This window comes from Brachyspira pilosicoli P43/6/78 (genome assembly GCF_000325665.1).
GTDB lineage: Bacteria > Spirochaetota > Brachyspiria > Brachyspirales > Brachyspiraceae > Brachyspira > Brachyspira pilosicoli.
In genome coordinates, this window is sequence record NC_019908.1 from 1,089,458 (window position 1) to 1,113,173 (window position 23,716).

Below are 23,716 nucleotides of genomic sequence, written 5' to 3' on the forward strand. Positions count from 1 at the left end.
ATAAAGCGAATTTAGTATATACCGAAAATATAATATCATAAATAAATGGAGTAATAAATTATGTTACGTTCTTTATGGACTGCTGCAAGCGGTATGAATGGTATGCAATTTAAAACAGATACAATAGCAAATAACCTTGCTAATGTTAACACTATTGGATATAAAAAAGTAAGAGCAGATTTTGAAGATTTAATATATCAAAACTTAAAAATACAGGGCACTCCTGCAACAGAAGATACTGTAACACCTGTTGGACTTCAAACTGGTTTGGGTGTAAAAAGTGCTGCTACACAAAAGATGTTTGACCAAGGTTCATTGCAGGCTACTGGAAATAAGTTAGATTTAGCATTAGAAGGAGAAGGATTCTTTCAAGTACTTATGCCAGATGGAAGCGTATCATATACTAGAGATGGTTCTTTTAAAGTAGATGCTAATGGTCAGCTTGTAACTTCTAATGGATACAAATTAGTACCAGAAATTATTTTTCCAGAAAACTTCCTTGTAGAAAAAATTAATATATCAAGAGAGGGAGTTGTTTCTGTTACAATAGGAGATGAAAATGAACCTGTTGAATTAGGAAACATAACATTACATAGATTCATAAACCAAGCCGGACTACTTTCTATAGGTGATAACTTATATAAAGAAACTATAGCAAGCGGCCCTGCTTTTGAAGGTGAAGCTGGTTCTAAAGGTTTCCCTAGAATACATCAAGGTTTTGTTGAGATGTCTAATGTTAAAGTAGTAGATGAAATGGTAGATATGATAGTTGCACAGAGAGCTTATGAAATGAACTCTAAAGCTGTACAAACTAGCGATAATCTATTAGCTACTGTTGTAAATTTAAAAAGATAATTTAATTCTATAACAAAAAATAAAGAGAGTTTTTAAATTTTTAAAAGCTCTCTTTTTTATATATATCACCATATACATCTTTTTTATTAACATAAAGAGATGTAAGCATATCATACTCTTCTTTAATATCTTCAGAATAAGAAAGCCTTGTTTCATCATAATTGCTTCCGGCATTATAATATCTAAGAGTCTGTATTATATTTCCATTAAATCTGTCTAAAAGTTTAGCTATAAATCTAGTGCCAAGTATGATATTTTCTCTATGATTATATCTATTAAGAGTAGGGTCAACATCTTCATTAGCTATAGGCGTAATTTGACAATAACCATAGGCATTTTTCTTAGACAATGCAGTCGGTATAAAATCACTTTCTATTTTTATTAATGCTACCATGAGCAGCGGGTCTATATCATAGCTTTGAGATATGTCGAAAATATCTTTAATAAACCAAAAATCTTGATTGTAATGATTAGAAATGTCTTGTATTAAATTAACCCAATTATTTGTAACAAAAGAATAATTATTGATATTGAAACTATGTGTTTCCAAATTGGCAGCACACAGTATTATACTAAAAATGATAACAATCCTTTTCATAATTCTCCCCTATAAATAAAAGTTTTTTTCGCTCCTTTAACTATTTTTTAAAAATAGTAGCCATAAATCAAAAAGTCATAAAATTATATATTATTTTTCATATAAATCAATACCCTATTATATATTTAATACATATAAAAAATATTTTTAGTTGACATAATATACATATATACTATACAATATAATATATTATTATTTTATAATTTTTGAGGTTTTACGCATGCAAAACTCTATGGATAATATTTTAAATCATATATCCTATAATATAAAAAATGAAGATTATGAAGGTACTTTAGAAGCATTAGATAATATTCTAAAAAAAGTACCAAAAAATTATAGAGCCAATTTATACAAAGGACAATTATGTGTTGAGATAAAAAAATTTGATGATGCTATTAAATATTTTGAAGAAGCGAAAAGAGTAGATATTAACACATTTAAATCATACAACTTACTTGGCATAAGCTATCATGCAATAGGCAACTATGATAAGGCAATAGAATGCTTTTATGAAACATTAAAAATAATTCCAAAATCTTATACCGCATACAATTTACTTGGTATAAGTTATTACAAAAAAAACGAACATGATAAAGCTATAGAATGTTTTAATAAAGCAATAGAAATTAATCCTAAATATGATAAAGCTTACAACAACTTAGCATTATACCACTATAGAAGCAAAAATTATGAAGCAGCAATAAATTTCTTTGAAAACTCAAAAAGTATGGACGAAATGCTTTTTAAAGCTTATGATATGCTTGGAATGTGTTATTATAATATTGGAAATTATGATAAAGCAATAGAATGTTTAAACAGATATTTACAAAGCAATAGCCGCTCTTATAAAATATCAAATACATTAGGAGCAATATATTCTTATCTAAAAAATTATGATAAAGCAATAGAGTATTTTAATAAAGCAATAGAAATTAACCCTAAATACGCCAACGCTTATAATAATCTAGCATTAATATTTTTTAAACAAAAAAATTTCGACAAAGCAGCATTATATTTTGATAAAGCAAGAAAGTTTGATTTGGATTCTTTTACAGATTATTATAAATTGGCAATTAGCTATTATTCAAAAAAATATTATTATGAAGCAATAGAGTATTTTAAAAAAGTTATAGAAAGAAACTCTAATTCATATAAGGCTTATAATTTTATCGGGCTTTGCTACTTATCAAATGAAGAATATGACAAATCTATAGAATATTTTAAAAAGGCTATAGAAATAAATGATATGTATTATAAGGCTTACAATAATTTAGCTAATGCATATTTAAATTTAAAAGATTATGATGAAGCTATAAAATATTTTAAATCTTCCATAGATATTAATGATAGCGATGAGGCTTATTATGGAATAGCTATTTGTTATTATAGTAAAGGCGAAAAAGAGACTTCTGCATATTATTTAAATAAAAACATTGATAATATAAATGAAAATTATATAGATATGCTTTTTAATATTTATATAGATTTAGAAGATTATGATAAGGCAATTGTATGCGTTAGAAAAAATAATAAATATTATGATAAGCTTATAAATATTTTGTATGATAAAAAAGAATATTCAAAAATAATAACTTTATTTGAAGAAAACAATAATAATCTAGTTAATAATGAGATTATAGCTAATTCATACTTCTACACAAAAAATTATGATAAAGCCATAGAATACTATAAAAAACTTTTAGAAACAAACAAAGATAATTTTATTTATTATAATAATATTGCTATTTTGTTTTTCTTAAAAAATGACTACCCTTCTATTGTAGAAACTTATTTAAAATATTTAGAGAATAATAGTTTAGCAAGTTATAGTATATTTTTGCTTTCATATAGTTTACTTGCAAACAAAAAAATTAGCTATAATGATTTTTTAAAACTAGCAGATAAATGTTTAGAGAAAAGTATCACATATACAAATTATATAAAAACAATATATCAAACTTTCAAATATGATACAAACACTTTAAAAACCATATTCGAAAACAGAATACAATTTGAAGATATCAATACTATATTAAAAGACAACTTTACAGAAAATCATTTAAGGGCATTAAAACCTATATTAGAAAAAACAAATATAATTTCGTTTTATAAAAATATAGATGATATTAATAATTGGAATACTGATACTATATGCGTAGAATATGAATTATTAAACCATAATATATGCATTGCTCATAAAAACGATAACACTAACATATACGGTAAAAAGGCTAAATTTTTATCATCTAATGAAAATATAGAATACGGCAATTTACTTTCTATTTTTTATAAAGATAGAGATAAAATAATATCATATAAAAAAGAGTTACAATTAAAAGTAAAAGCGGTATATTTATCATATAGCTTTGATGATTCTGATATAAACCTCATGAAATGCATACTAAAAAATGAAAACATAAAACTATATAAAATGAATAATGATAATTCATATAATGAGATTTAAAATATTTATTGTAATATAAAGTTTCTTGTTTCTATATAAGGCGTTTCATCGGCAATATAGGACTCTATTACAACAATATAATTTCCTTTTGGAAGAGCCATTAATTCCTCTTTTGCTATAGTGAGCTTAAACACATCATCTTCTAAAACTGCATTATACTCTCTTTCTCCTCCATTTTGTAATTGAAGAAGCACTTTTACTTTTGTATTAGGGTCTGGCATCTCTAAAGCATTATTAGGATAATTATATGATGAAACATAAATATCTATACTCATATCATTGTTTTTATTTACTATTGCAGGCATTTCAATATCTTCTATTCTGCTCATTTTTGTTGATAATTTTTCTATCCAATATTCAGCAGTGTAAGCATAATCCTTAAAAGCAGTTAATTCTATATAATTAGCCTTTGAATCTATTCTTGAAATAAAGAAAGGTCCGTTTGATATATAAGCATGTCCATATTTATCTATAAAGTCAATAGCAGCCTGATATCTTTTAACAGCCTCTTCTTTTGTAATAAAATCTTCTATTCCAAGAGGTATATATTCGCTGTCTCTCATCTCAATTAATTTTTCTTTTATATCAGACACGCATATAGGATTTTTTACATCTATAGCAGTCAATGATTGGTCTTGTGAAATAGTATAAACATTACCAGATTTAGAACCCTCAAGAACCATTTTCATTATAGCTTCATTTATCTCAAAAGGAATGACTGTGTTTCTATTAGGGTTACCTATTTTTGGTCCAACGGCAGCAATAGCAATTTGCCTATTCATATCCATTGGCCAATAATAGTTACCATAAAGTGTAAAACTTCCATCTTCATTTATTACACTTCCAACGGCATTATCCATAGCAGAAGTATATCTTCCAGCCATAGCAGAATCATAATACTTATCATTTTCATTTGTCTTTGTTATTATATTTGCAATAAACACGCTTCCATACATCAAATCAACTAAAGACGAATCTATGCCATGATGCCATTTAAAACTTTTAGGCTTAAAATCACATTTTACATAAGCAGTAAGATTATCAGCTTTTTTATAAATTATCTCACCATTTTCAACTTTTGTAGTTAAACCTTCTTCCCATTTTTGAGTATAAGGGTTATACATTTTAGCATTATTAGGAACTTTTACAGTGCCTACTGGTATGCCATTATCTCCTGCAGTTACACCTATCTCCAAACTATTAGTATCAGCCTCGCCAAGTATAAACTCTGTCTTTGCGGTGGAAGGCGATTCAAATGTAGCACCCGCATCAGAACAAGGGCCTATCATTATAGCAGAATATGCATCAGAAAATCCTCCTACACCTACAGGGTCCCATGGGCTTATAAATAATGAACCTTGTGCAGAATGCTGAAGGACTCTTAATACTTTTTCACCGTTTCTATTTGGCTTTATGTCGGCACTTCTTATAGACCAATCATTAACACCATCGCCAACACCGTAAAGCATTCTTCTGTTAAATCTTTCTTTGTTTGCTACAAAAAACTGTGTTTGAGAGTTTAAATATATTCGCACAGCATCTTCAAGCCCAATCTCTTGCAAACGCATATTACCATTCCAATATTCATCAGCAGTTAAAAACCAGCCGTTTGAATTTTTATCGCTTATTTTAGAAGCTTCTTTGTTGTCATAATTCCAAAACTCTGCAATGTTTCCGCCAGGCATATAGTTTCCTTCTCTTACATACATTTGCCTAAGCGTAACGTCCCACCAAGCTCTTGTTGCTCCTGCCCCCCAAGCTTCGGTTATAATATTCCATTCATAATCTTTTGGGTTTGAACCATACACAACTTGGGTGGATTTGTTTCTGTCGTATAATAGTTTTTCTACTTTTATGCCTGTCTTTTCTATTAAATCAGATATTGCATTGCCTGCAGGAAGTCTTCCTGTTGGGTCATCTACTCTTATAACAAATTTAATAGTTACTACTTCACCATTATATTTCCACCAGCCATTTTCTTTTTTTAGCTTTCCTCTGTTTTCTGGAAGATTAGCAGCTTTTTCCATAGCTTTATTTATATCATTAATTGCTTTTTCTTCATTGCCGTTTGCTGTCATACCCATTTTTGAAGGAATGAGATTATATCTATAAGTGCCTGGCTGACCTGGTGTTGCCTGAGTAAATGAAGGCTCCCCTGCCCCTCTTAAAATTTCATCAACAAGCTTTTTTCTGTCTATCAAAAAATTCATTGCAAATCTTACTTCTTTTATAGCTAAAGGATTAAAATGAGTTTTGCCGTCTCTTGTAGTAACAGTATAAGGAGCTTTATTTGGAACAGGATTAAAAAGCAAAGACCAAGAACCAGAAGGCACAGCATAAGTATCAAGTTTCTCCAAATCACTTTCACTTAATGATAAATATGTGCTTCCATCTATTCCGCTAGCCATTAAATCAGCACGTCCATCTGCCACATCTTTAATAGCTATTGTCATATCGGTTCTCACTTCATATATTATCTTATCTATTAATGCCCCGCCTCTATCTATCTCGCTTATTTCTTCTTGATTATTATTAGAACATGAAATTAATATAGTGAATATTATTAAAAAAAAGAATTTATTATTATATTTCATTTTAATCCCCAATTAGATGCAATAATACAACTTAACATAATATATAACATAAGAAATAAATGTCAATAAAATAATAAATTTATATATAAAGAAAAAATTTTTAAATCAAATTTAAATTCTATCTATAATAGCTTTTTGAATTTCAGGATTAAACTCTTCATAAAAACTATTATTAACTACATTATGCTTACCTTGAGGATTTTTTATTGTAAAAGTTTTCTTATTAAGCCATTTAATATTTCTTCCAATTCCTATTTTATGTTCTCCAATAGAGAATTTTTTAACAATTTTATCATCAATTATTATTCCAATAGCTTTGATTGTAATCATCTGACTTTTTGGAGCAAATGATTTTATATAAATAATATCACCAACTTTTAAAGACTGTATAAATTGATATAAATCAGGAGCATATTTTTCACCCCAACCTATTCCAGCAATATTATTATCGATAAAGTCTTTACTTACATCTTCAGTATTATTAAAAGTAGCACCTACTCCAAAAATCCCCATTTTATACTCCAATATTTTTATAATAATAAAAATTATAGTATAAAAATATCAATTGTCAATAAAAATAGGCATACAGATAAAAAATCTATATGCCTGCTTTTATATTCTATTATTTAATCTTTTATATTTTTATTTATTTTTATTCCAGTGTATAGACTTGATATAAAGCGATGAAAGATTAGTTAAATCCTTATCATCTTCTGCCTGTGTTGACAATATATAATAAATATCATCTACTCTCCATAATGTAAACTTTTCATTATTTGAAGTGGTATTATATTCTACAACAATGTTATTTTCTTCTTCTGTAAAGTTTTTTCCGCTATTAATATAATCACCATAAAAAGAAAGTAAATTATTAGTATTTTTTGAAGCTCTGTAAGTATAATTATTATTCATATAGTCAAAATTAACTTCGGCAACATCTTTATTAGCTATAAAATATTTAGCATTTTGTCCGTGTTCTGGAGGAGCTACTGTAATTCCTATGCCTAAAGGAATAAAAGAGTTTGGAGAATCCACTTGAACATAATCAGCAACAACTTCTGAAACAGCATTATCTTCTTCTTTCTTGTTTGAAGCTGTACAAGAAGCTAAAAACAAAACTGTAACTAAACTAATAAACAATCTCATCATAACTAACACCTCTTAAAAATAATTATTTTTTATTTTTAATATATAACAAAAAATATTAAAATTAATAAAAAATTTACCTTGATTTTATGTTTTTTTAATGATATTGTTTATAATCAAAATTATTAAAGGAATAACAGAGGAAACTATGGATACTAAATACATATTTGTAACAGGCGGAGTTGTATCTGGACTTGGTAAAGGTATAACAGCTGCTTCACTTGGAAGACTATTAAAGGCTCGCGGTTTAAGTGTAACTATACAAAAATTAGACCCTTATATCAATCTTGACCCGGGTACTATGAGTCCTTTTCAGCATGGTGAAGTTTTTGTTACTGATGACGGAGCTGAAACAGATTTGGATATTGGGCATTATGAAAGATTTATTGATGAAAATTTAAATAAATACAGCAATGTTACTACTGGTAAAATATATCAGCATGTTATAAATATGGAAAGAGAAGGTAAATATCTTGGAGAAACTGTTCAGGTTATACCTCATATTACAAATGAAATAAAAAGAAGAATATACAGAGAAAATGATACTAAAAAAACTGATATAGTAATCACAGAAATAGGCGGAACTATTGGAGATATAGAATCATTGCCGTATATTGAAGCTATAAGACAAGTAAAAACAGAATTAGGACAGGATAATGTTTTATATATACATGTTACGTTAATACCTTTTATAAGTTCATCTGAAGAGATAAAAACAAAACCAACTCAGCATAGTGTAAAAGAACTTATGCAAAGCGGTATTATACCTGATATATTAGTATGCAGAACAAATAAACATTTAGAAGAATCTCATAAATCTAAAATAGCATTATTCTGTAATTTGCCTAAACAAAATGTATTTGAGAATTTTGATGAACCTAATATATATGCAGTACCACTAATGCTTGAGGCACAAGGACTTTCTGATGTGGTATGCAAACATTTCAAATTGGAAACAGCTAAAATAGATTTATCTCATTGGACAGAATTGGTAGCTAAACAAAAAAATATAGCTATACAAAATGAAAAAGTTACTATTGCTGTTGTTGGAAAATACATATCTATGAAAGATGCTTATATATCATTAATAGAGGCATTAAATCATGGCGGAATATATAATGATATTAATGTTGATATAAAATGGATAAATGCTGAAGAATTAGAACACAAAGATGATATATCTGAATATTTCAAAGATGTTAATGGACTTATTATACCTGGCGGATTTGGTGAGAGAGGACTTGAAGGTAAAATGAAGGCAATAAAATATGCTAGAGAAAATAAAATGCCTTATTTTGGAATATGTTTGGGTATGCAGCTTATGAGTATAGAATATGCAAGAAATGTATTAAAGCTTGAAGATGCAAATACTATAGAAGTGAATGAAAATTGCAAAAATCCAATAATCACTATGATGGAAGAACAAAAAAAGATTATGCTTAAAGGCGGTACTATGAGACTTGGTGCTTTTGAGTGTAATATAAAAGAAGGTTCTTTAGCTCATAAACTTTATAATTCTACAACAATAAGTGAAAGACATAGACATAGATATGAGTTTAATAATAAATATATAGATAAAATGGAAAAAGCAGGATTTATGATTACAGGTAAAACAAAAGATGCTGATTTAGTTGAAATAGCGGAAGTAAAAGACCATCCATTTATGATAGGAGTTCAGTTTCACCCAGAATTAAAATCAAGAATAACAAATCCACACCCTATATTTGTTGGCTTTATTGACGCTGCTAAAAAATTTAAAAATAAGTGATTTTTGATTTGAATTATAAATACTAACAATTTTTAAGTTTGTTTAAATTTAGTTTTTATATTATTAATGTTTTCAGATACTAGTCCTAGAAAATAATAAAATATAAAAATTCTAAAATTAACAAGCTTAAAAATTTTCAATGTATAAAAAAATTATTTGCTTTTAAAATTATTCCATTTCTCTTTTATGCTATTAGAACTTAGCATTAATTCTCTAAGTTTTTCTCTGTCTTTACTTTGCAATGCATTTTGAAAATCTTCTAATCTTTTTATATATTCACCTAAAGATAAAGATAAATACTCTGAATTTCTTGCAAAAAGTTCACTCCACATATTAGCATCTATTGTACCTACTCTTGTATGATCCCCCAAACTATTTCCTTCAAAACCAAGTGAAGCTAAAAAATCTTTATGATTAACTATAGAACAAGCTATTATATGCATAAGCTGACTAGTGAATGCTATCATTTTATCATGTTCTTTTTCTGTTGATACAATTATATTTTTACAGCCTATATTTAAAGCCAAATCTTCTATTTTTTTTATGTCTTCTTTATTAGCATTGTCATTAGCTATTATTATTGCATTAGAGTTTTTAAATAATGATTCGCTTGAGTTGTTATAGCCGCCTTTCTCTTTACCCGCCATAGTGTGAAGTGATACATACTTTTTTGTTTTTGCAGCATTAAATATATCAGTCTTAACCCCGCAGAAATCTGATAGTATTTTATCATCTGTTATAAATGAAGAATATTTGTTTATTATATCCAAAGCTATAGAAGGCAAAGTACATATCATAATAATATGAGCCCAAGAAAACATCTCTTCTATATTTGAATAATCATAACTTCCTTTTTGTATATATTTATCTTTCAAAGCATTATCTACTGCTTCTTTATTAGTATCCAAAGCCCATACATTATAACCATTTAAAGCCTTAACTAAAGAGCCCCCCATTAAACCCAAACCAATAACAGCAATATTAATCATAAACAAATCTCCTAATATATATTATAACTTCATTGATAATAAACATCTCAATAATATCTAATCTAAACTTCTAAAAAAATAGTGAAGCTTTTCAATATCATCTATACTAAAATAATCTCTATCTACTTTTATATCTATATCATTTTCTATTAAATACTTAAATAACTTTTTATTCTTTTTAAATTAAAGTCTTTTCTTATAGCACTCTCTCCCTCGCTCTAATTTAAAATCCATATTTACTTTATTGCATATATCAGATATAGAAAATTTCTTATTTTCTGTATTATTATAAACTTCAATAACCCTGTTATAAAAAAACTTTAAATACTCTAAACTATATTCATCTAATTGATTAGTTTTATCATTTTCTTTAGCTTTATATTTCTCTATCTTAAAAATCTTATTAGAAACATTTTGAAAAATATCTCTATTAGCATTAGTAATAGTTGTAACTATAGCAGCTATAGCACCATGCCTTTTTAATCTCTCCATCACAATAGTATAATCAACATCTCTGCTTACAAATACTATTATATCTATGTTCTTATTAAAAACAAAATCTTCAAAAGCATCTATAGAAGAAATCATATCAGACATATTTTTTGCTTTATTTATATGCACAGAATGAATTATATCTATATGCAAATCTCTAAGTTCTTTTTCGTATAGCTTTATAGATTTATTATCTCCATAGGCTTTTTTTATTGAATAGTAAATATCTTTATCTTTTAAATTGCTTCTATAAAACTTTATTATATCTTCAAGAATCAATTTAAAATTAACATTAAATTTTAAATGAGCAATATTTTCTAAATCTATATAAATACCTATTCTTTTCATAAATTATCCATAGCAGTATAATTTTATTATATTTTATAAATTAATTTCAAAAAAAACAATACTATAAATAGAATAATTAATATAACATAACTTGAGTTTTTTTATTGTTTTGATAATATATATTTATGATTAGTGTAATTATACCAGTATACAATGTAGAAAAATATTTGAGAGATTGTTTGAATAGTGTAATAGGTCAAACATATAAAGATTTAGAAATAATATGTATTAATGATGGTTCTACAGATAACTCACTTTCTATACTTGAAGAATATGCAAAAATAGATAAAAGGATAACAATAATAAATAAAAAAAATAGCTGGAGTTTCCGCTGCTAGAAATGACGGAATAGAAAAATCAGCTGGTGAATACTTATTTTGTTTAGATAGCGATGATTATATAGATAAAGATTTTTTGGAAGTATTTTATAATAATGCCAAACAAAACAACAGTGATTTGGTTATACTAAGTAATTTTTGGGGACTTGATAAAAGAGCTACAAACAAATATCATTCAGCTCTTCCTACTTGTTCTATGTTTATAAAAACAAGTATTCTTAAAAATAATAATAATTTAAGATATCCTCTAAATGTTCAGCCTGGAGAAGACGGTATATTCTCTCATAAACTTTTAATGTATGCAAAAAATATAAGTTATGAATATAATACTCATTATCATTATATTAAAAGAGAAGGACAAGATTCATCAAAAGCAGTAAAAGAACCAAAAATATTATTAAACGCTATAAAGCAGTGGTTTGATATCTTAGATGAATTTTATACTAAGTATAATTTTTGGCAAACTAAATCATTATCTTTTGCTAAGTTTGTAGAGCAAGAGGCTTTCTTGGCATTTAGAACAAAAAACTTTACTCAAGATGATGAGAGAAAAGTTTTTGATATGATGAAAAATATATTAAAAAAAATAATGATTAATATTAATAAAGATGATTATCAATATTTTTCTAAAGAGTTTATATGTTTAATAGAATCAAATACAATTAAAGAATACTACTCTATTATCAAATACAAATACAACTACATAAGATTTAGATTTTTCAAGCAAAATGTTTCAATTAGGTATAAAGAAAACAGATATAAATTATACAAAAATGATAATATTTAACATAATATAATATTGATATAATAAATTAATATTGTATAATTAATAATAATTATTACTAATAAGGAGTAAAAGCTATGAATACATTTGCATTAACAAAACTATCTTATGGAATGTATATTTTAACTACAATGGACGGTGATAAGCCAGTAGGCTGTACTATAAACACCTCTACACAAATAACATCAACTCCAACTACAATTATGATTAGTGTAAACAAAAATAATTATACCAATGAATGCATTAAAAAAAGCGGTAAATTTGCTTTATCAGTTCTTTCAGAAAAAAGCGACCCTGCTTTAATAGGCGGATTTGGTTTTAGAAGTTCAAGAGATGCTAATAAATTTGAAAATGTTAATTATGAGATGAAAGAAGGTTTGCCTGTTATAAAAGATACTAATGCTTATTTTGTATGTAAAGTTGTAAATAGTTTCGATGTATTTACTCATACTTTATTTATAGGTGAATTGGTAGATGCTGACATATTTGATAATAATACTAACTCTATGACTTATTCTTATTATCATACAGTAATAAAAGGAAAAACTCCTCCTAACGCTTCTACTGCAAATGCATACGAAAACAAAGAAGAAAAAAAAGAAGAAGCAGAAAAACCTAAAGCAGTTTATAGATGTAAAACTTGCGGATTTGAATATAAAGGAAGTGTTCCATTTGAAGAGCTTCCTAGCGATTGGAAATGCCCTATATGCGGAGAGCCTAAAAGCAATTTTGAAAAGGTAGAATAATTGTTATAGTATTAAAACATTGAAATTTATTTTTATAGTATTATAATATCCAAACATTATAATACTATAAGGATAAATACAGATGAAAAATGTTTTTTATTTATTACTAATATTACTTTCTTTAATCTCTTGTAACAATAATAATAATCAAAACACAACTGACAAACTTCAAGTATATGCAAGTATATATCCTATTTATGATTTCGCTAAAAAAATTGGCGGAGAGAAAATAGATATTTATAATATAACTTCAGCAGGTTCAGAGCCTCATGACTTTGAGCTTACATCAAAAGATATGGCTAATTTAAGCAAGGCTAATCTATTTATATATAATGGTGCTTCAATGGAGCATTGGGCAGACACTGTTAAAGATACAATAAAAGATTTAAAATATTTAGAGGCTTCTTCAAATATCAATAACGAAGAATTAGACCCTCATTTTTGGCTTTCACCTAAAAAAGCAAAAGTTCAAATGGAAAATATAAAAAATGTACTTGCAGAATTAGACAGTAAAAACGCTGATTATTATAATTCTAATTACAATTTATATGCTGCTAAATTAGATGAGCTTGATAAGAGTTTTAGAGATAATTTACAAAACATAAAAAATACTAATTTGGTTGTAACTCACCCTGCATTCGGACACTTTTGTAAAGAATATAATCTTAATCAAGTTGCAATAGCAAGAGATGAAGCTGACGCTAAAGCCATGGCTCAAACAATTAATTTCATAAAAAACAATAATATTAAAACTATATTTTATGAAGACTTCTCAAGTTCTAAGCTTGTAGATTCTATTGCAAAAGAAACAGGAGTAAAAGTGAGTGCATTAAACCCTATAGAGTCTTTAAGTGAAGAATATATTAAATCTGGAGAAGACTATTTCTCTATAATGCAGAAGAATCTAGAAGCTATAACAAATGGTCTTAATAATTAAATAATTAAGGTTCTATAATGGAAAATATAATAAGTTTTAAGAATGTGCATTTCGGATACACTCAAGAGGATATATTAAAGTGCATAAGTTTTGATATAAATAAAGGAGACTTTGTTTCTATTATAGGTTCTAATGGAGCAGGAAAAAGCACTATATTAAAACTTATTTTAGGTGAAATTAATCAATACAGAGGCGAAATAAAACTATACGGTGAAGATATTAAGAAATTTAAGAATTGGCAGCAGATTGGATATTTAGAACAGAATGCATACTACAAAATATTAAATTTCCCTGCAACTGTTTATGAGATAGTAATGTCTAATATGTTTGCAGATATTGGTTTATTTAAGTTTCCAAATAAAAAGCATAAAGAAAAAGTATTTGAAGCATTAAAACTTTTAGGTATGTATGATTATAAAGATAGACTTATATCAAAACTTTCAGGCGGACAGATACAGAGAGTTTTTTTGGCAAGAACTTTAGTACAAAACCCTAATATATTAATATTAGATGAGCCCACTAATGGTGTTGATATTGAAACTATTAATTTTTTATATGATTTGCTTCAAACTCTAAATAAAAATAAAAAAATAACTATTGTAATGGTTACACATGATATTGAGAGAATGTCAAAAATCTCAAATAGAGTGTTCTGTTTTGAAAACGGCACATTAGTAGAACTTGATAAAAATCAAATAAACATGGAATTATCACATAAGCACAAGCATCCAGATGGAAGCAGTTGTTCTTGTTAATATATATAAAGGGTTGTTTATAAATGGAAATATTTCAATATGAGTTTATGCGTAGGGCTTTTTCGGTGGGAGTACTTTTAGCTATTATAATACCTTCTATTGGGGTTGTAGTTGTATTAAAAAGGCTTTCTATGATAGGAGATGCTATATCACATACTTCTCTTGCGGGAGTAACTTTTGGGCTTGTGTTTAATATTAATCCAATACTTGCTTCTATGATATTTTGTGTTTTATCTGCTTTATCTATAGAGTTTATAAGAAAAAAAATTGCAAGATATGGTGAGATGTCTATAGCGATAATTATGTCTTTTGCTATTGGTCTTGCTGGGTTGTTATCTGGTTTCGTTTCTAATAATGCTAATTTTAATAGTTTTTTATTTGGAAGCATTGTAGCTATTAGTGATTTTGAATTAAAGCTAGTCGTAATTATAAGTATTATTTCTATATTGATATTTATATTTTTATACAAAGAGATTTTTTATATAACATTCAATGAAAGGCTTGCAAAACTCTCTGGTGTTCCTGTAAACAGGATAAACTTTATTTTTACAATACTTACAGCAATAGTAGTTTCTATATCTGCGAGGGCTGTTGGTGCTTTGATTGTATCATCTATGATGGTAGTTCCTGTTGCTTGTTCTATGCAGCTTGCTAATAGCTATAAAAAAACTATTATTTATGCTGTGTTATTTAATTTAATTTTTACTATTTTAGGAATATTTATTTCATATTATCAAGGATTAAAACCGGGCTCTACTATAGTTTTAATAAGTGTGATAAGTTTTGTATTAATTGCGATAATAAAATTTTTCTTAAACAAAAAATAAAAATTATTTATATTTAAATAATACTTGTATCCCGCACGCAGAGTAAAATTTAAAATATAAACAATATTTTAATTATAATCTAAACAATAAATAAGAATATGTTTACCGTGCGGTTAAAAAATTAAATAAATTTATTTGTTATTATCATCAGTTTTAAGTACGCTAATAAATGCATCCTGCGGAATCTCTACACTTCCAATAGCTTTCATTCTCTTTTTACCTTCTTTTTGTTTCTCTAATAATTTTCTTTTCCTTGTGATGTCTCCGCCGTAACATTTAGCTGTAACATTTTTTCTTAATGCACTTATATTTTCTCTTGCTATTATGCGTCCTGCAATTGCTGCTTGCAAAGGAATCTGGAACATATGCTTTGGTATAAGATGTTTTAATTTTTCTATAATTTGTCTTCCTCTGCTTTCTGCATTGCTTCTATGAGCCATAAATGATAAGGCATCCACTACTTCGCCATGAACAAGTATGTCTATTTTTTCTATTTGGCTTTCTCTAAAATCTGAAAAATCATAATCGAAAGAAGCATAGCCTCTTGATATAGATTTTAATTTATCATAAAAGTCATACACTACTTCTATTAAAGGCAAGTCAAATTTTATTTCTGCTCTTTTATCATCTAAATAAGTAAGAGAAGTTTGAGTGCCTCTTCTGTCTATACAAAGAGATATAATATTTCCTAAATAATCAGTAGGCACTATTATAAGAGCATTAATAAAAGGCTCATAACATTTTTCTATATATTGTGCAGAAGGAAAATCTGCAGGGTTATCAATTAGTTTTTCTTCTCCATTTGTGAGTTTTAATTTAACTTCTACAGAAGGGCTAGTTATTACAAGGTTAAGATTAAACTCTCTTTCAAGGCGTTCTTGTACAATCTCTAAATGTAAGAGTCCTAAGAAACCACATCTGTATCCAAATCCTAAAGCTATAGAACGCTCTGGCTCATAAACCAAAGAAGCATCATTAAGTTTTAATTTTTCTAATGCCTTTTGTAGATTTGTATAATCTTCATCTTCTGCAGGGAAAATACCAGCAAATACCATTGGTAAAACTTCTTTATATCCTATCAAAGGTTCATCAGAAGGATTTTCTTCAAGTGTGATAGTATCTCCTATTTTTATGTCAGATATATTTTTAATACCTGCAATAATATATCCTACTTCACCGCTTTTAAGTTCATTAGCAGATTTAAGCCCAAGCAAAAGTGTGCCGCATTCTTCAACTTCATACTCTGCTTTAGTCTCCATTAAAAGAAGTTTATCATCTTTCTTTATAGAGCCGTCAAATATTCTCACTATCATAACAGCACCGCGAAAAGGGTCATAATAAGAATCAAATATCAAAGCCCTTGTTTTTTTATTAGTATTATCCTTAGGAGCTGGTATCATCTTAACAACCGCTTCAAGTATCTCATCTATTCCAATATCATTTTTTGCACTTGCTAAAACTATATCATCTTTATTAACACCAAACTCTTTTTCCATCTGCTCTTTACAAAGTTCAATATTAGCAGCAGGTAAATCTATTTTGTTTATAACAGGTACAATCTCCAAATTATTTTCAAAAGCAAGATAAAAATTAGAAATAGTTTGAGCCTCAACCCCTTGAGCAGCATCAACAACAAGTATAGCACCCTCACAAGCAGCAAGCGAACGAGAAACCTCATAGTTAAAGTCAACGTGTCCTGGTGTATCAATCAAATTGAGAGTATACACTTCTCCGTCTTTTGCCTGATAAGAAAGTTTTACAGCTTGGCTTTTTATTGTTATTCCTCTCTCTCTTTCTATATCCATAGAGTCCAAAATTTGTGCTTTCATCTCTCTGCTTGATACTGCTTTAGTATGTTCTATAATTCTATCGGCTAAAGTGCTTTTTCCATGGTCAACATGTGCTATAATACAAAAATTCCTAATTTTCTCTGCGTATGACATTTATTAAAATATATCCTTATATTATTAAAATATTTTTGATAATAAAATTATATTTAGATGATATATTATAATATAGCAAAGGGCTTTTTGCAAATAGTTTTGTATAGTAAAATATCTATTTAAAATTTCTGTCTATATCTAGATTTCTTAATGTTTCTATCATCTGTATTTGCATCTGTATTCTAAAATTATCATTAACAGCACTATTTACAGAATTATTATTTGGAGATTTCTGATATATTTCTGATAGTATTTTAGAATTATTTAGTCTCATTCTATCTTCAAGCATTCTAATTCTTGGAGAATATCTGCCGTCTATTGCTTTTAGTTTTTCTCTCTCCTGATAAGTCATATATCCGTTTCCAAATTTATAGAATCTTCCATTTTTATAATATGTTTTTGTGTATCCATAATTTTTATATCTTTGATTATACAAATCATAACGAGGCTGATACATTGGTATTCTCTGATTAGGTATTAATGGTTTTACATTGCCTACTCTTGGTGTTGGAGAATAATAATATTGTGAAAATAAATTAATTGATAGTATAAAAAATATACAAAATAATTTCTTCATTGTTTTACCTCCGTATATATTAATTATACAAATAGTAAAAATAAATTCAATAACTCCGCATAATGAAAAACATTACACGGAGTTTCTGAGTAAATTATGAGTAATTATTCTTAAGTTGTGTATTATATTAGACGATTGATATTACAAAAAAAGTTCCCGAAAAATTATTTTTTTTATATTTTTTTATGTTTTTTAATACTTTGACAAATGAAGCATTTTATTATATTCTTTATGAGATTATAATAAATATAATTACATAAAGGATTAATATGAAATTCAAAATAGAAGAAAAAGTATTTAACACTCTAGACAATTTATGCATAGCATTTGTTGTAGCTAAAAATATAGACAACAGAGAAAATGATAAGTATGTTATGGATTTGCTTGATAATAACTTATCAAAAGCTCAAAAAGAATTAGAAAATATAAAGATAAAAGAATACAGCGAAATATTATGTTATAGAAATGCTTTTGAAAAATTATCTATTAACCCTAATAAGTTTTTATCTTCAATAGAGGCTATACTTACAAGAGTTTCAAAAGGTAAAGGTTTCCCTCATATAAATAAAATAGTAGATTTAGTTAATGCTTTATCTATAAAATACAGGCTTCCTATGGGTTCGCATGATATTGATTCTATGAATGATGATTTTTGTGTGAGATATTCTGTTAAGGGTGATAAGTTTTTACCTTTTGGGGAGACTGAAATAGAATTATTAGAAGATAATGAACTTGTATACACATCTGGTAACGATATAAGAACAAGAAGATGGATATGGAGACAAAGCGAATACGGAAAGATTGTAGAGACTACAACTAATATTATTTTTCCAATAGATGGCTTTGTTGGGGTTAACGATAAAAAAGTAATAGAGGCTAGAGATGAGCTTGAAAGTATTTTAAAAGAATTATTTAATTGCACCACTACAAAAGGTTTTTTAAGCAAAGAAAATAATGAATCTGAAGAGTTTTAATTAAAGGGTATTTATGAATAATAATTTAAACAGCAGCATGAGAGAAGAGATATTAAATCTTGTAAAAAGCGAGGACATAGTAAAACCTACCAGATATTTAGGCGGTGAGATAAACGCTATAATAAAACCTAATATGCCTTTTAAATTTGTTATGTGTTTTGCGGATATGTATGAAGTAGCCATTAGCAATTTGGGGCTTTCTATACTTTATGAGGTTATTAACTCTATTGAATATGCTTCTTGCGAGAGAGTGTATGCTGTTGCAGAAGATTTTGAAAAACTTTTAAGAGAAAAAAATATACCGCTTTATACTTTGGAGACTTTCAGCAAAGTAAAAGATGCTGATGTTTTGGGATTTACTTTGCAGTATGAGCTTATATATACGAATATACTTCAAGTTTTGGAATTAAGTCAGATACCTATACATAGAGATGAAAGAGGAGAAGATGTATCTATAATAGCTGCAGGCGGACCAAGCGTATTTAATCCTTTTCCTTTGGTTGACTTTATTGATGTATTTTTATTTGGTGAATTTGATTTTGAGATGAAAAACTTTGTGGATATAATTTATAATCTCAAAAAAAACGGAGCTAAAAGAGATGATATATTAAAAGAGCTTTCAAAACTTGAATATGCTTATGTACCAAAATATCCAAGAGAGCATGTAAAGAGAATATTTGTTGAAAACATTAATGAAATGCCTTATGTGAAGAAACCTTTAGTTCCTCTTGTTGAAGGTATACAAAACAGAATATCTGTTGAAATAGCTAGAGGCTGTACTCATAGCTGCAGATTCTGTTTGGCAGGAATTACTTATAGACCTGTAAGAAACCGCACTATAGAAAAAATTGTTGATATAGCAATGGAGTCATTAGAAGCCACTGGTGCAAACACTTTAAATTTATTCTCTCTTTCTGCTGATGATTATCCGCATATTGGTGAATTAATAGAATATTTGCAAACACTTGGAGAGCATAAAGGTTTTTCTCTATCTCTTCCTTCATTAAGAATTGATTCATTTGATAAAGAAACTGCCGAGAGAATAGCACAGTTTAGAAAAACAGGTTTAACATTTGCATTAGAAGTTGGAAGCCATGAACTTAGAGAAAAGATAAACAAATCAATGGACGAAGATGCAATTTATAATATACTTGCAGATGTTCAAAAAATGGGCTGGAAGATAGTAAAGATTTATTTTATGATAGGTTTTACTGATAACCCAGAAAAAGAGGCCGATGAAATAATAGAAGCATTAGAAAAAATGCTTGAAGTATACAAAAAAGAAAGTAAAAATAAATGCTGCTATTAATGTGTTTATACCAAAGCCTCATACACCTTTAGAAAATAATAATCAGCTTACAGATGAAGAAGCTATTTACTATATAGGAAAGGTAAGAGACCATTTTAGAGGAAGTAAGGTAGCTATAAAATATCACCCTCCAAGAATGGCAGAAATTGAAGGAATAATATCAAGAGGCGATGAAAAAATAGGAGAGATTATTTATAAGGCATATAAAAAAGGTGCAAGATTTGATGCTTGGGTTGAACATTTCAAATATGATGTTTGGAAGGAAGTGATAGAAGAGAGCGGATACACCATAAAAGAACTATTAAGCAAAAAAATAAATATGCCTTGGAAATGCATTGACACTCTTGTAAGTCAGCAATTCTTTGACAAGGAATACGAAAGATTTCAAAACGGAAAGTTTACAGACTACTGCTTTACAGGAAACTGCCAAAACTGCGGTATAGATTATAAACAATATTGCCATAAATACAAAAAAGAAGTTTTAAATACAAACTTTACTCAAATGGTTGAAGAATTAAAAACTCTAAAGAAAAGAGATATATTTGCTGTAAACTATAAAGTATTTATGAAGTTTAAAAAAGAAGGCATATCATCTCTTTTGGGTATGCATGATTTATCACGTGTTATGGTTTGTGCTTTTAAAATCGCAGGGGCTAGTATATCTTTAAGCAGAGGCTTTCACCCTCTTGAAAAAATAGTGTTTACTCCCCCTACTCCTTTTGCCTGCGAAAGTGATGCTGAATATATGGAAGTAAGTTTAACAGATAATATAGACATAGATTTATTAAAAAATAAAATTAATAATTTACTTTCTCATATAGGAATAGAAATATTAGAAGCTAATTTTATAGCTACGAACTTAAAAAAAATACAAACTCTTCCAAAAAATATTTTATATAAAATGAATACGAATGATAATGATAAAGCATTTAATTTACTTTCAAATAAAGAAACACTAAAAGAAAGTGAAGAGCGTTTGGGAGATTATATATTAAACAAAAAAGATAATGAAATATTTATAACTATACTTCAAAATGATAATAAACCTATAAGAATCAGAGATATTAAGAGCTATCTTTTAAAGAATACTATTAATATAAAAAATATTAGAAAGCTGAAGTTAGTATAATCATTGTTTTTATTGGGGTATTAATTTTTTATTAATATTTCACTGTATAATAAAAAATAATATGTGCTTTTGCAACTTTTGCCACGGGAAAAGTTGATATAAAATTACATACCTAAACAACTACATTTTGTCAAAAATAAATTTATATTCTTGTTTTTATATCTGGGGCTTTGCCCCAGACCCTAGTTCTTTTATTGGTATAAAAGAACCAAAAAAACTGCATTTTTAGTATAAATTTAGGTCATATCCTACATTTAATACATATATTTTTAATATAAAATTCTAGTAATTGAGTTTTTCGCAAAGCGTACCCATAGGGTAAAAACTTTTTTGTGTGGCAAAAAAGTTGATAATTCTATTAAAGTGCATCAATTAAGAAACTTAAAAATTTTTACTATAAATAGATTTAATTTAATAATCTATAAACACAGAAAAATCGTTTTGTAAATATTTATCTTCTATGTGTATTTTATAACTTAAATTAAGCTTTTTTAATATATCTTGAGTAAGCAGAAGTATATCATCTTTTTTATAATAATAATATTTATCTCCGTATTTTTCTTTGCAAGATATATCAAGTAAATTAAAGCAAACTCCCTTTCTTGCTGCCAACAAAAATGCTTCTATAGCCTCTTTTAAAAACTCTTCATTGTTTCCCAAGTTTAAATTAAATATTCCAGAAGTGTATATATAATCAACATCATCTTTTATATCAGTCTTTTTAAAGAAATCCATAGTCATAAACTGCGGGCTAATATTTTTATAAGTTTTTGATTTAGCTCTCTCAACCATCTCTGGCATAATATCTATACCTATGTAGTATAAGTTGATATTGTTTTTATCTATATATTCAGCCAAACTTCCAACTCCGCACCCAACATCAAGCAAAACATTGCCACTCATATTAAAATGCTCTATTAATGCCTTAAATCTTAAATTCTGTGCTTCTTCAGACTCCCAATCAACTACTTTATAATCTGGTATATTTAAATCATTTACTCTATTTATATAATGATCAACTATTATAGATTTTCTGCTTTCTTCCATAAAATATAATCTCTCTTTATTTATAAATTTATGTAATTATTTATTTAAACTTAATTTATATATAGTTCTCTCTTTATAATCCTTATCAGGAGAATATATTATACTAGGAAAATGTAAAAAATTCAAAGCACCAGGTAAATACTCACTCTCAAAACAAAAAGCCATATGTTTATTTAATACAGTGTTTCTCACTTCTCTATTATTAAGCATGTTTCCAGAATAAAAATGCATAGCAGGTTGTGTTGTGTAAAACTCTAAACTTATACCCGTTTTTTCACTATAAGCCTTGGCCTTTAATTTGTTTATATCATTATTAGCAAATATAAAACAATTATCATATCCTCCGCATTTTTCTATATCTAGCCCTACTTTTTTATTTTTTGTAAAGTCAAAAGGAGTGTTCTCTGTTTTTAAAATCTCTCCAGTAGATACGCATTCATCTGTTACAGGAAGGTAATATTTTGAATCTATAAATAACTCATGCTCATATATAGTGCCGTCTCCATTTAGATTCCAATAAGCATGATTAGTAAAGTTCAAAGGAGTTTTTTTATCTGTATTTGCAAAATAATCTATTATTATTTCGTTATCATCTGTAAGAGTATAAGTAATATTAATATTTACGTTTCCTGGGTAGCCCTCTTCACCGTCTTTTGAAAAATAAGAAAATAATACGCTTTTATCATTAATGCATTTAGAATCAAATTTCTTAAATGATATACCCTCAACACCACCATGAAGATGATGTTTATTGTTATCATTTTTAGCTAATTTATATGTTACACCGTCTAATGTAAACTCTGCATCTATAGTTCTATTTGCAACTCTACCAACAGAAGCACCTATATAATCATGAGGTTGAAGATAAAAATTAATATCATCGCTTCCAAAAGAAACCTGAACATCATTATTATTTTTATCCTTTACAAACACACCAACTATTGAAGCTCCAATATCTGTGAGTTTTAATACCATATCATTTTTATTTTTTAATTCATAAAGTAAATAGCCATTGTTAAAGTTTTTTACTTGCATCTTTTATATTCTCCAATTTATTATAAAGAAAATTATATAAAAAAAATCACTAGTTTTCAAG

At 27.3% G+C, this 23,716-nt stretch carries 18 protein-coding genes and 2 pseudogenes; 10 read left to right on the top strand and 10 right to left on the bottom strand.

The window, feature by feature from the left end; all coding sequences use genetic code 11:
• The first annotated feature begins 60 nt into the window (after positions 1–60).
• Entirely contained in the window at positions 61–855 is a 795-nt protein-coding gene (gene flgG / locus BPP43_RS04835; RefSeq protein ID WP_013244918.1) for a flagellar basal-body rod protein FlgG, read from the top strand.
• Between the two features lie 40 nt (positions 856–895).
• On the opposite strand, the gene BPP43_RS04840 is transcribed toward flgG, so the two are convergent.
• A complete protein-coding gene (locus BPP43_RS04840) occupies positions 896–1,453 on the bottom strand; it encodes a lytic transglycosylase domain-containing protein (RefSeq protein WP_014932741.1) in 558 nt (185 codons plus the stop codon).
• A gap of 220 nt (positions 1,454–1,673) precedes the next feature.
• Here BPP43_RS04840 and BPP43_RS04845 point away from each other — a divergent pair, with 220 nt between their 5' ends.
• Positions 1,674–3,917 (top strand): tetratricopeptide repeat protein, encoded by a 2,244-nt coding sequence (locus BPP43_RS04845; protein ID WP_015274344.1) that lies wholly within the window; start codon positions 1,674–1,676, stop codon positions 3,915–3,917.
• Positions 3,918–3,922: 5 nt separating this feature from the next.
• On the opposite strand, the gene BPP43_RS04850 is transcribed toward BPP43_RS04845, so the two are convergent.
• The 3 genes from BPP43_RS04850 to BPP43_RS04860 all read right to left on the bottom strand — a co-directional run bounded on the left by BPP43_RS04850 (position 3,923) and on the right by BPP43_RS04860 (position 7,660).
• Positions 3,923–6,511, bottom strand: coding sequence for an ABC transporter substrate-binding protein (locus tag BPP43_RS04850; protein WP_015274345.1), 2,589 nt, complete (start codon positions 6,509–6,511; stop codon positions 3,923–3,925).
• Between the two features lie 111 nt (positions 6,512–6,622).
• Positions 6,623–7,024, bottom strand: a complete 402-nt coding sequence (locus BPP43_RS04855; RefSeq protein ID WP_015274346.1) for a hypothetical protein — start codon at positions 7,022–7,024, stop codon at positions 6,623–6,625.
• A gap of 129 nt (positions 7,025–7,153) precedes the next feature.
• Positions 7,154–7,660, bottom strand: a complete 507-nt coding sequence (locus tag BPP43_RS04860; RefSeq protein WP_015274347.1) for a hypothetical protein — start codon at positions 7,658–7,660, stop codon at positions 7,154–7,156.
• 145 nt (positions 7,661–7,805) lie between these two features.
• On the opposite strand from BPP43_RS04860, the gene pyrG reads away from it, so the two are divergent.
• Positions 7,806–9,425, top strand: coding sequence for a CTP synthase (gene pyrG / locus BPP43_RS04865; protein WP_013244913.1), 1,620 nt, complete (start codon positions 7,806–7,808; stop codon positions 9,423–9,425).
• Positions 9,426–9,577: 152 nt separating this feature from the next.
• Here pyrG and BPP43_RS04870 read toward each other — a convergent pair whose 3' ends face one another.
• Both BPP43_RS04870 and BPP43_RS04875 read right to left on the bottom strand, forming a co-directional pair.
• On the bottom strand, positions 9,578–10,414 hold the full coding sequence (locus tag BPP43_RS04870) for a prephenate dehydrogenase (protein WP_015274348.1): 837 nt from the start codon (positions 10,412–10,414) through the stop codon (positions 9,578–9,580).
• Between the two features lie 183 nt (positions 10,415–10,597).
• Entirely contained in the window at positions 10,598–11,254 is a 657-nt protein-coding gene (locus BPP43_RS04875; RefSeq protein ID WP_015274349.1) for an NYN domain-containing protein, read from the bottom strand.
• 125 nt (positions 11,255–11,379) lie between these two features.
• On the opposite strand from BPP43_RS04875, the pseudogene BPP43_RS04880 reads away from it, so the two are divergent.
• From BPP43_RS04880 to BPP43_RS04900, 5 genes and pseudogenes are all read left to right on the top strand, one after another.
• A pseudogene (locus BPP43_RS04880) lies at positions 11,380–12,379 on the top strand (glycosyltransferase family 2 protein).
• Between the two features lie 74 nt (positions 12,380–12,453).
• Positions 12,454–13,122, top strand: a complete 669-nt coding sequence (locus tag BPP43_RS04885; protein ID WP_014932732.1) for a flavin reductase — start codon at positions 12,454–12,456, stop codon at positions 13,120–13,122.
• An 82-nt stretch (positions 13,123–13,204) separates the two neighbouring features.
• Positions 13,205–14,059 (top strand): metal ABC transporter solute-binding protein, Zn/Mn family, encoded by an 855-nt coding sequence (locus BPP43_RS04890; protein ID WP_013244908.1) that lies wholly within the window; start codon positions 13,205–13,207, stop codon positions 14,057–14,059.
• Between the two features lie 17 nt (positions 14,060–14,076).
• Positions 14,077–14,814 carry a metal ABC transporter ATP-binding protein gene (locus BPP43_RS04895; protein ID WP_015274350.1) on the top strand — a complete coding sequence of 246 codons (738 nt, stop codon included), beginning with the start codon at positions 14,077–14,079 and terminating at the stop codon, positions 14,812–14,814.
• A gap of 23 nt (positions 14,815–14,837) precedes the next feature.
• On the top strand, positions 14,838–15,641 hold the full coding sequence (locus tag BPP43_RS04900) for a metal ABC transporter permease (RefSeq protein ID WP_015274351.1): 804 nt from the start codon (positions 14,838–14,840) through the stop codon (positions 15,639–15,641).
• A gap of 131 nt (positions 15,642–15,772) precedes the next feature.
• Here BPP43_RS04900 and lepA read toward each other — a convergent pair whose 3' ends face one another.
• Together lepA and BPP43_RS04910 are read right to left on the bottom strand one after the other, a co-directional pair.
• The gene (lepA, locus tag BPP43_RS04905; protein ID WP_013244905.1) at positions 15,773–17,584 is read right to left on the bottom strand and encodes a translation elongation factor 4; all 1,812 of its coding nucleotides are present in this window, start codon (positions 17,582–17,584) and stop codon (positions 15,773–15,775) included.
• Positions 17,585–17,699: 115 nt separating this feature from the next.
• Complete coding sequence (locus tag BPP43_RS04910; protein WP_013244904.1) at positions 17,700–18,161, bottom strand: hypothetical protein; 462 nt, start codon at positions 18,159–18,161, stop codon at positions 17,700–17,702.
• Positions 18,162–18,430: 269 nt separating this feature from the next.
• Here BPP43_RS04910 and BPP43_RS04915 point away from each other — a divergent pair, with 269 nt between their 5' ends.
• Both BPP43_RS04915 and BPP43_RS12665 read left to right on the top strand, forming a co-directional pair.
• The gene (locus BPP43_RS04915) at positions 18,431–19,135 is read left to right on the top strand and encodes a B3/B4 domain-containing protein (RefSeq protein WP_015274352.1); all 705 of its coding nucleotides are present in this window, start codon (positions 18,431–18,433) and stop codon (positions 19,133–19,135) included.
• Between the two features lie 13 nt (positions 19,136–19,148).
• Positions 19,149–21,573 (top strand): annotated as a pseudogene (locus tag BPP43_RS12665) (TIGR03960 family B12-binding radical SAM protein).
• Positions 21,574–21,984: 411 nt separating this feature from the next.
• Here the strand turns inward: BPP43_RS12665 and BPP43_RS04925 are convergent.
• Both BPP43_RS04925 and BPP43_RS04930 read right to left on the bottom strand, forming a co-directional pair.
• A complete protein-coding gene (locus BPP43_RS04925; protein ID WP_015274353.1) occupies positions 21,985–22,620 on the bottom strand; it encodes a class I SAM-dependent methyltransferase in 636 nt (211 codons plus the stop codon).
• A 36-nt stretch (positions 22,621–22,656) separates the two neighbouring features.
• Positions 22,657–23,655 carry an aldose epimerase family protein gene (locus tag BPP43_RS04930; protein WP_013244900.1) on the bottom strand — a complete coding sequence of 333 codons (999 nt, stop codon included), beginning with the start codon at positions 23,653–23,655 and terminating at the stop codon, positions 22,657–22,659.
• Between the last annotated feature and the right edge of the window lie 61 nt (positions 23,656–23,716).

What these genes read in the sequence shown, in the direction of transcription:
- BPP43_RS04870 (WP_015274348.1), bottom strand. Translation starts at nt 10,414, where the DNA reads ATGATTAATATTGCTGTTATTGGTTTGGGTTTAATGGGGGGCTCTTTA.
- BPP43_RS04845 (WP_015274344.1), top strand. Translation starts at nt 1,674, where the DNA reads ATGCAAAACTCTATGGATAATATTTTAAATCATATATCCTATAATATA.
- BPP43_RS04860 (WP_015274347.1), bottom strand. Translation starts at nt 7,660, where the DNA reads ATGATGAGATTGTTTATTAGTTTAGTTACAGTTTTGTTTTTAGCTTCT.
- BPP43_RS04875 (WP_015274349.1), bottom strand. Translation starts at nt 11,254, where the DNA reads ATGAAAAGAATAGGTATTTATATAGATTTAGAAAATATTGCTCATTTA.
- BPP43_RS04925 (WP_015274353.1), bottom strand. Translation starts at nt 22,620, where the DNA reads ATGGAAGAAAGCAGAAAATCTATAATAGTTGATCATTATATAAATAGA.
- BPP43_RS04895 (WP_015274350.1), top strand. Translation starts at nt 14,077, where the DNA reads ATGGAAAATATAATAAGTTTTAAGAATGTGCATTTCGGATACACTCAA.
- BPP43_RS04855 (WP_015274346.1), bottom strand. Translation starts at nt 7,024, where the DNA reads ATGGGGATTTTTGGAGTAGGTGCTACTTTTAATAATACTGAAGATGTA.
- BPP43_RS04910 (WP_013244904.1), bottom strand. Translation starts at nt 18,161, where the DNA reads ATGAAGAAATTATTTTGTATATTTTTTATACTATCAATTAATTTATTT.
- BPP43_RS04890 (WP_013244908.1), top strand. Translation starts at nt 13,205, where the DNA reads ATGAAAAATGTTTTTTATTTATTACTAATATTACTTTCTTTAATCTCT.
- BPP43_RS04850 (WP_015274345.1), bottom strand. Translation starts at nt 6,511, where the DNA reads ATGAAATATAATAATAAATTCTTTTTTTTAATAATATTCACTATATTA.
- BPP43_RS04840 (WP_014932741.1), bottom strand. Translation starts at nt 1,453, where the DNA reads ATGAAAAGGATTGTTATCATTTTTAGTATAATACTGTGTGCTGCCAAT.
- flgG (WP_013244918.1), top strand. Translation starts at nt 61, where the DNA reads ATGTTACGTTCTTTATGGACTGCTGCAAGCGGTATGAATGGTATGCAA.
- BPP43_RS04930 (WP_013244900.1), bottom strand. Translation starts at nt 23,655, where the DNA reads ATGCAAGTAAAAAACTTTAACAATGGCTATTTACTTTATGAATTAAAA.
- lepA (WP_013244905.1), bottom strand. Translation starts at nt 17,584, where the DNA reads ATGTCATACGCAGAGAAAATTAGGAATTTTTGTATTATAGCACATGTT.
- BPP43_RS04915 (WP_015274352.1), top strand. Translation starts at nt 18,431, where the DNA reads ATGAAATTCAAAATAGAAGAAAAAGTATTTAACACTCTAGACAATTTA.
- BPP43_RS04900 (WP_015274351.1), top strand. Translation starts at nt 14,838, where the DNA reads ATGGAAATATTTCAATATGAGTTTATGCGTAGGGCTTTTTCGGTGGGA.
- pyrG (WP_013244913.1), top strand. Translation starts at nt 7,806, where the DNA reads ATGGATACTAAATACATATTTGTAACAGGCGGAGTTGTATCTGGACTT.
- BPP43_RS04885 (WP_014932732.1), top strand. Translation starts at nt 12,454, where the DNA reads ATGAATACATTTGCATTAACAAAACTATCTTATGGAATGTATATTTTA.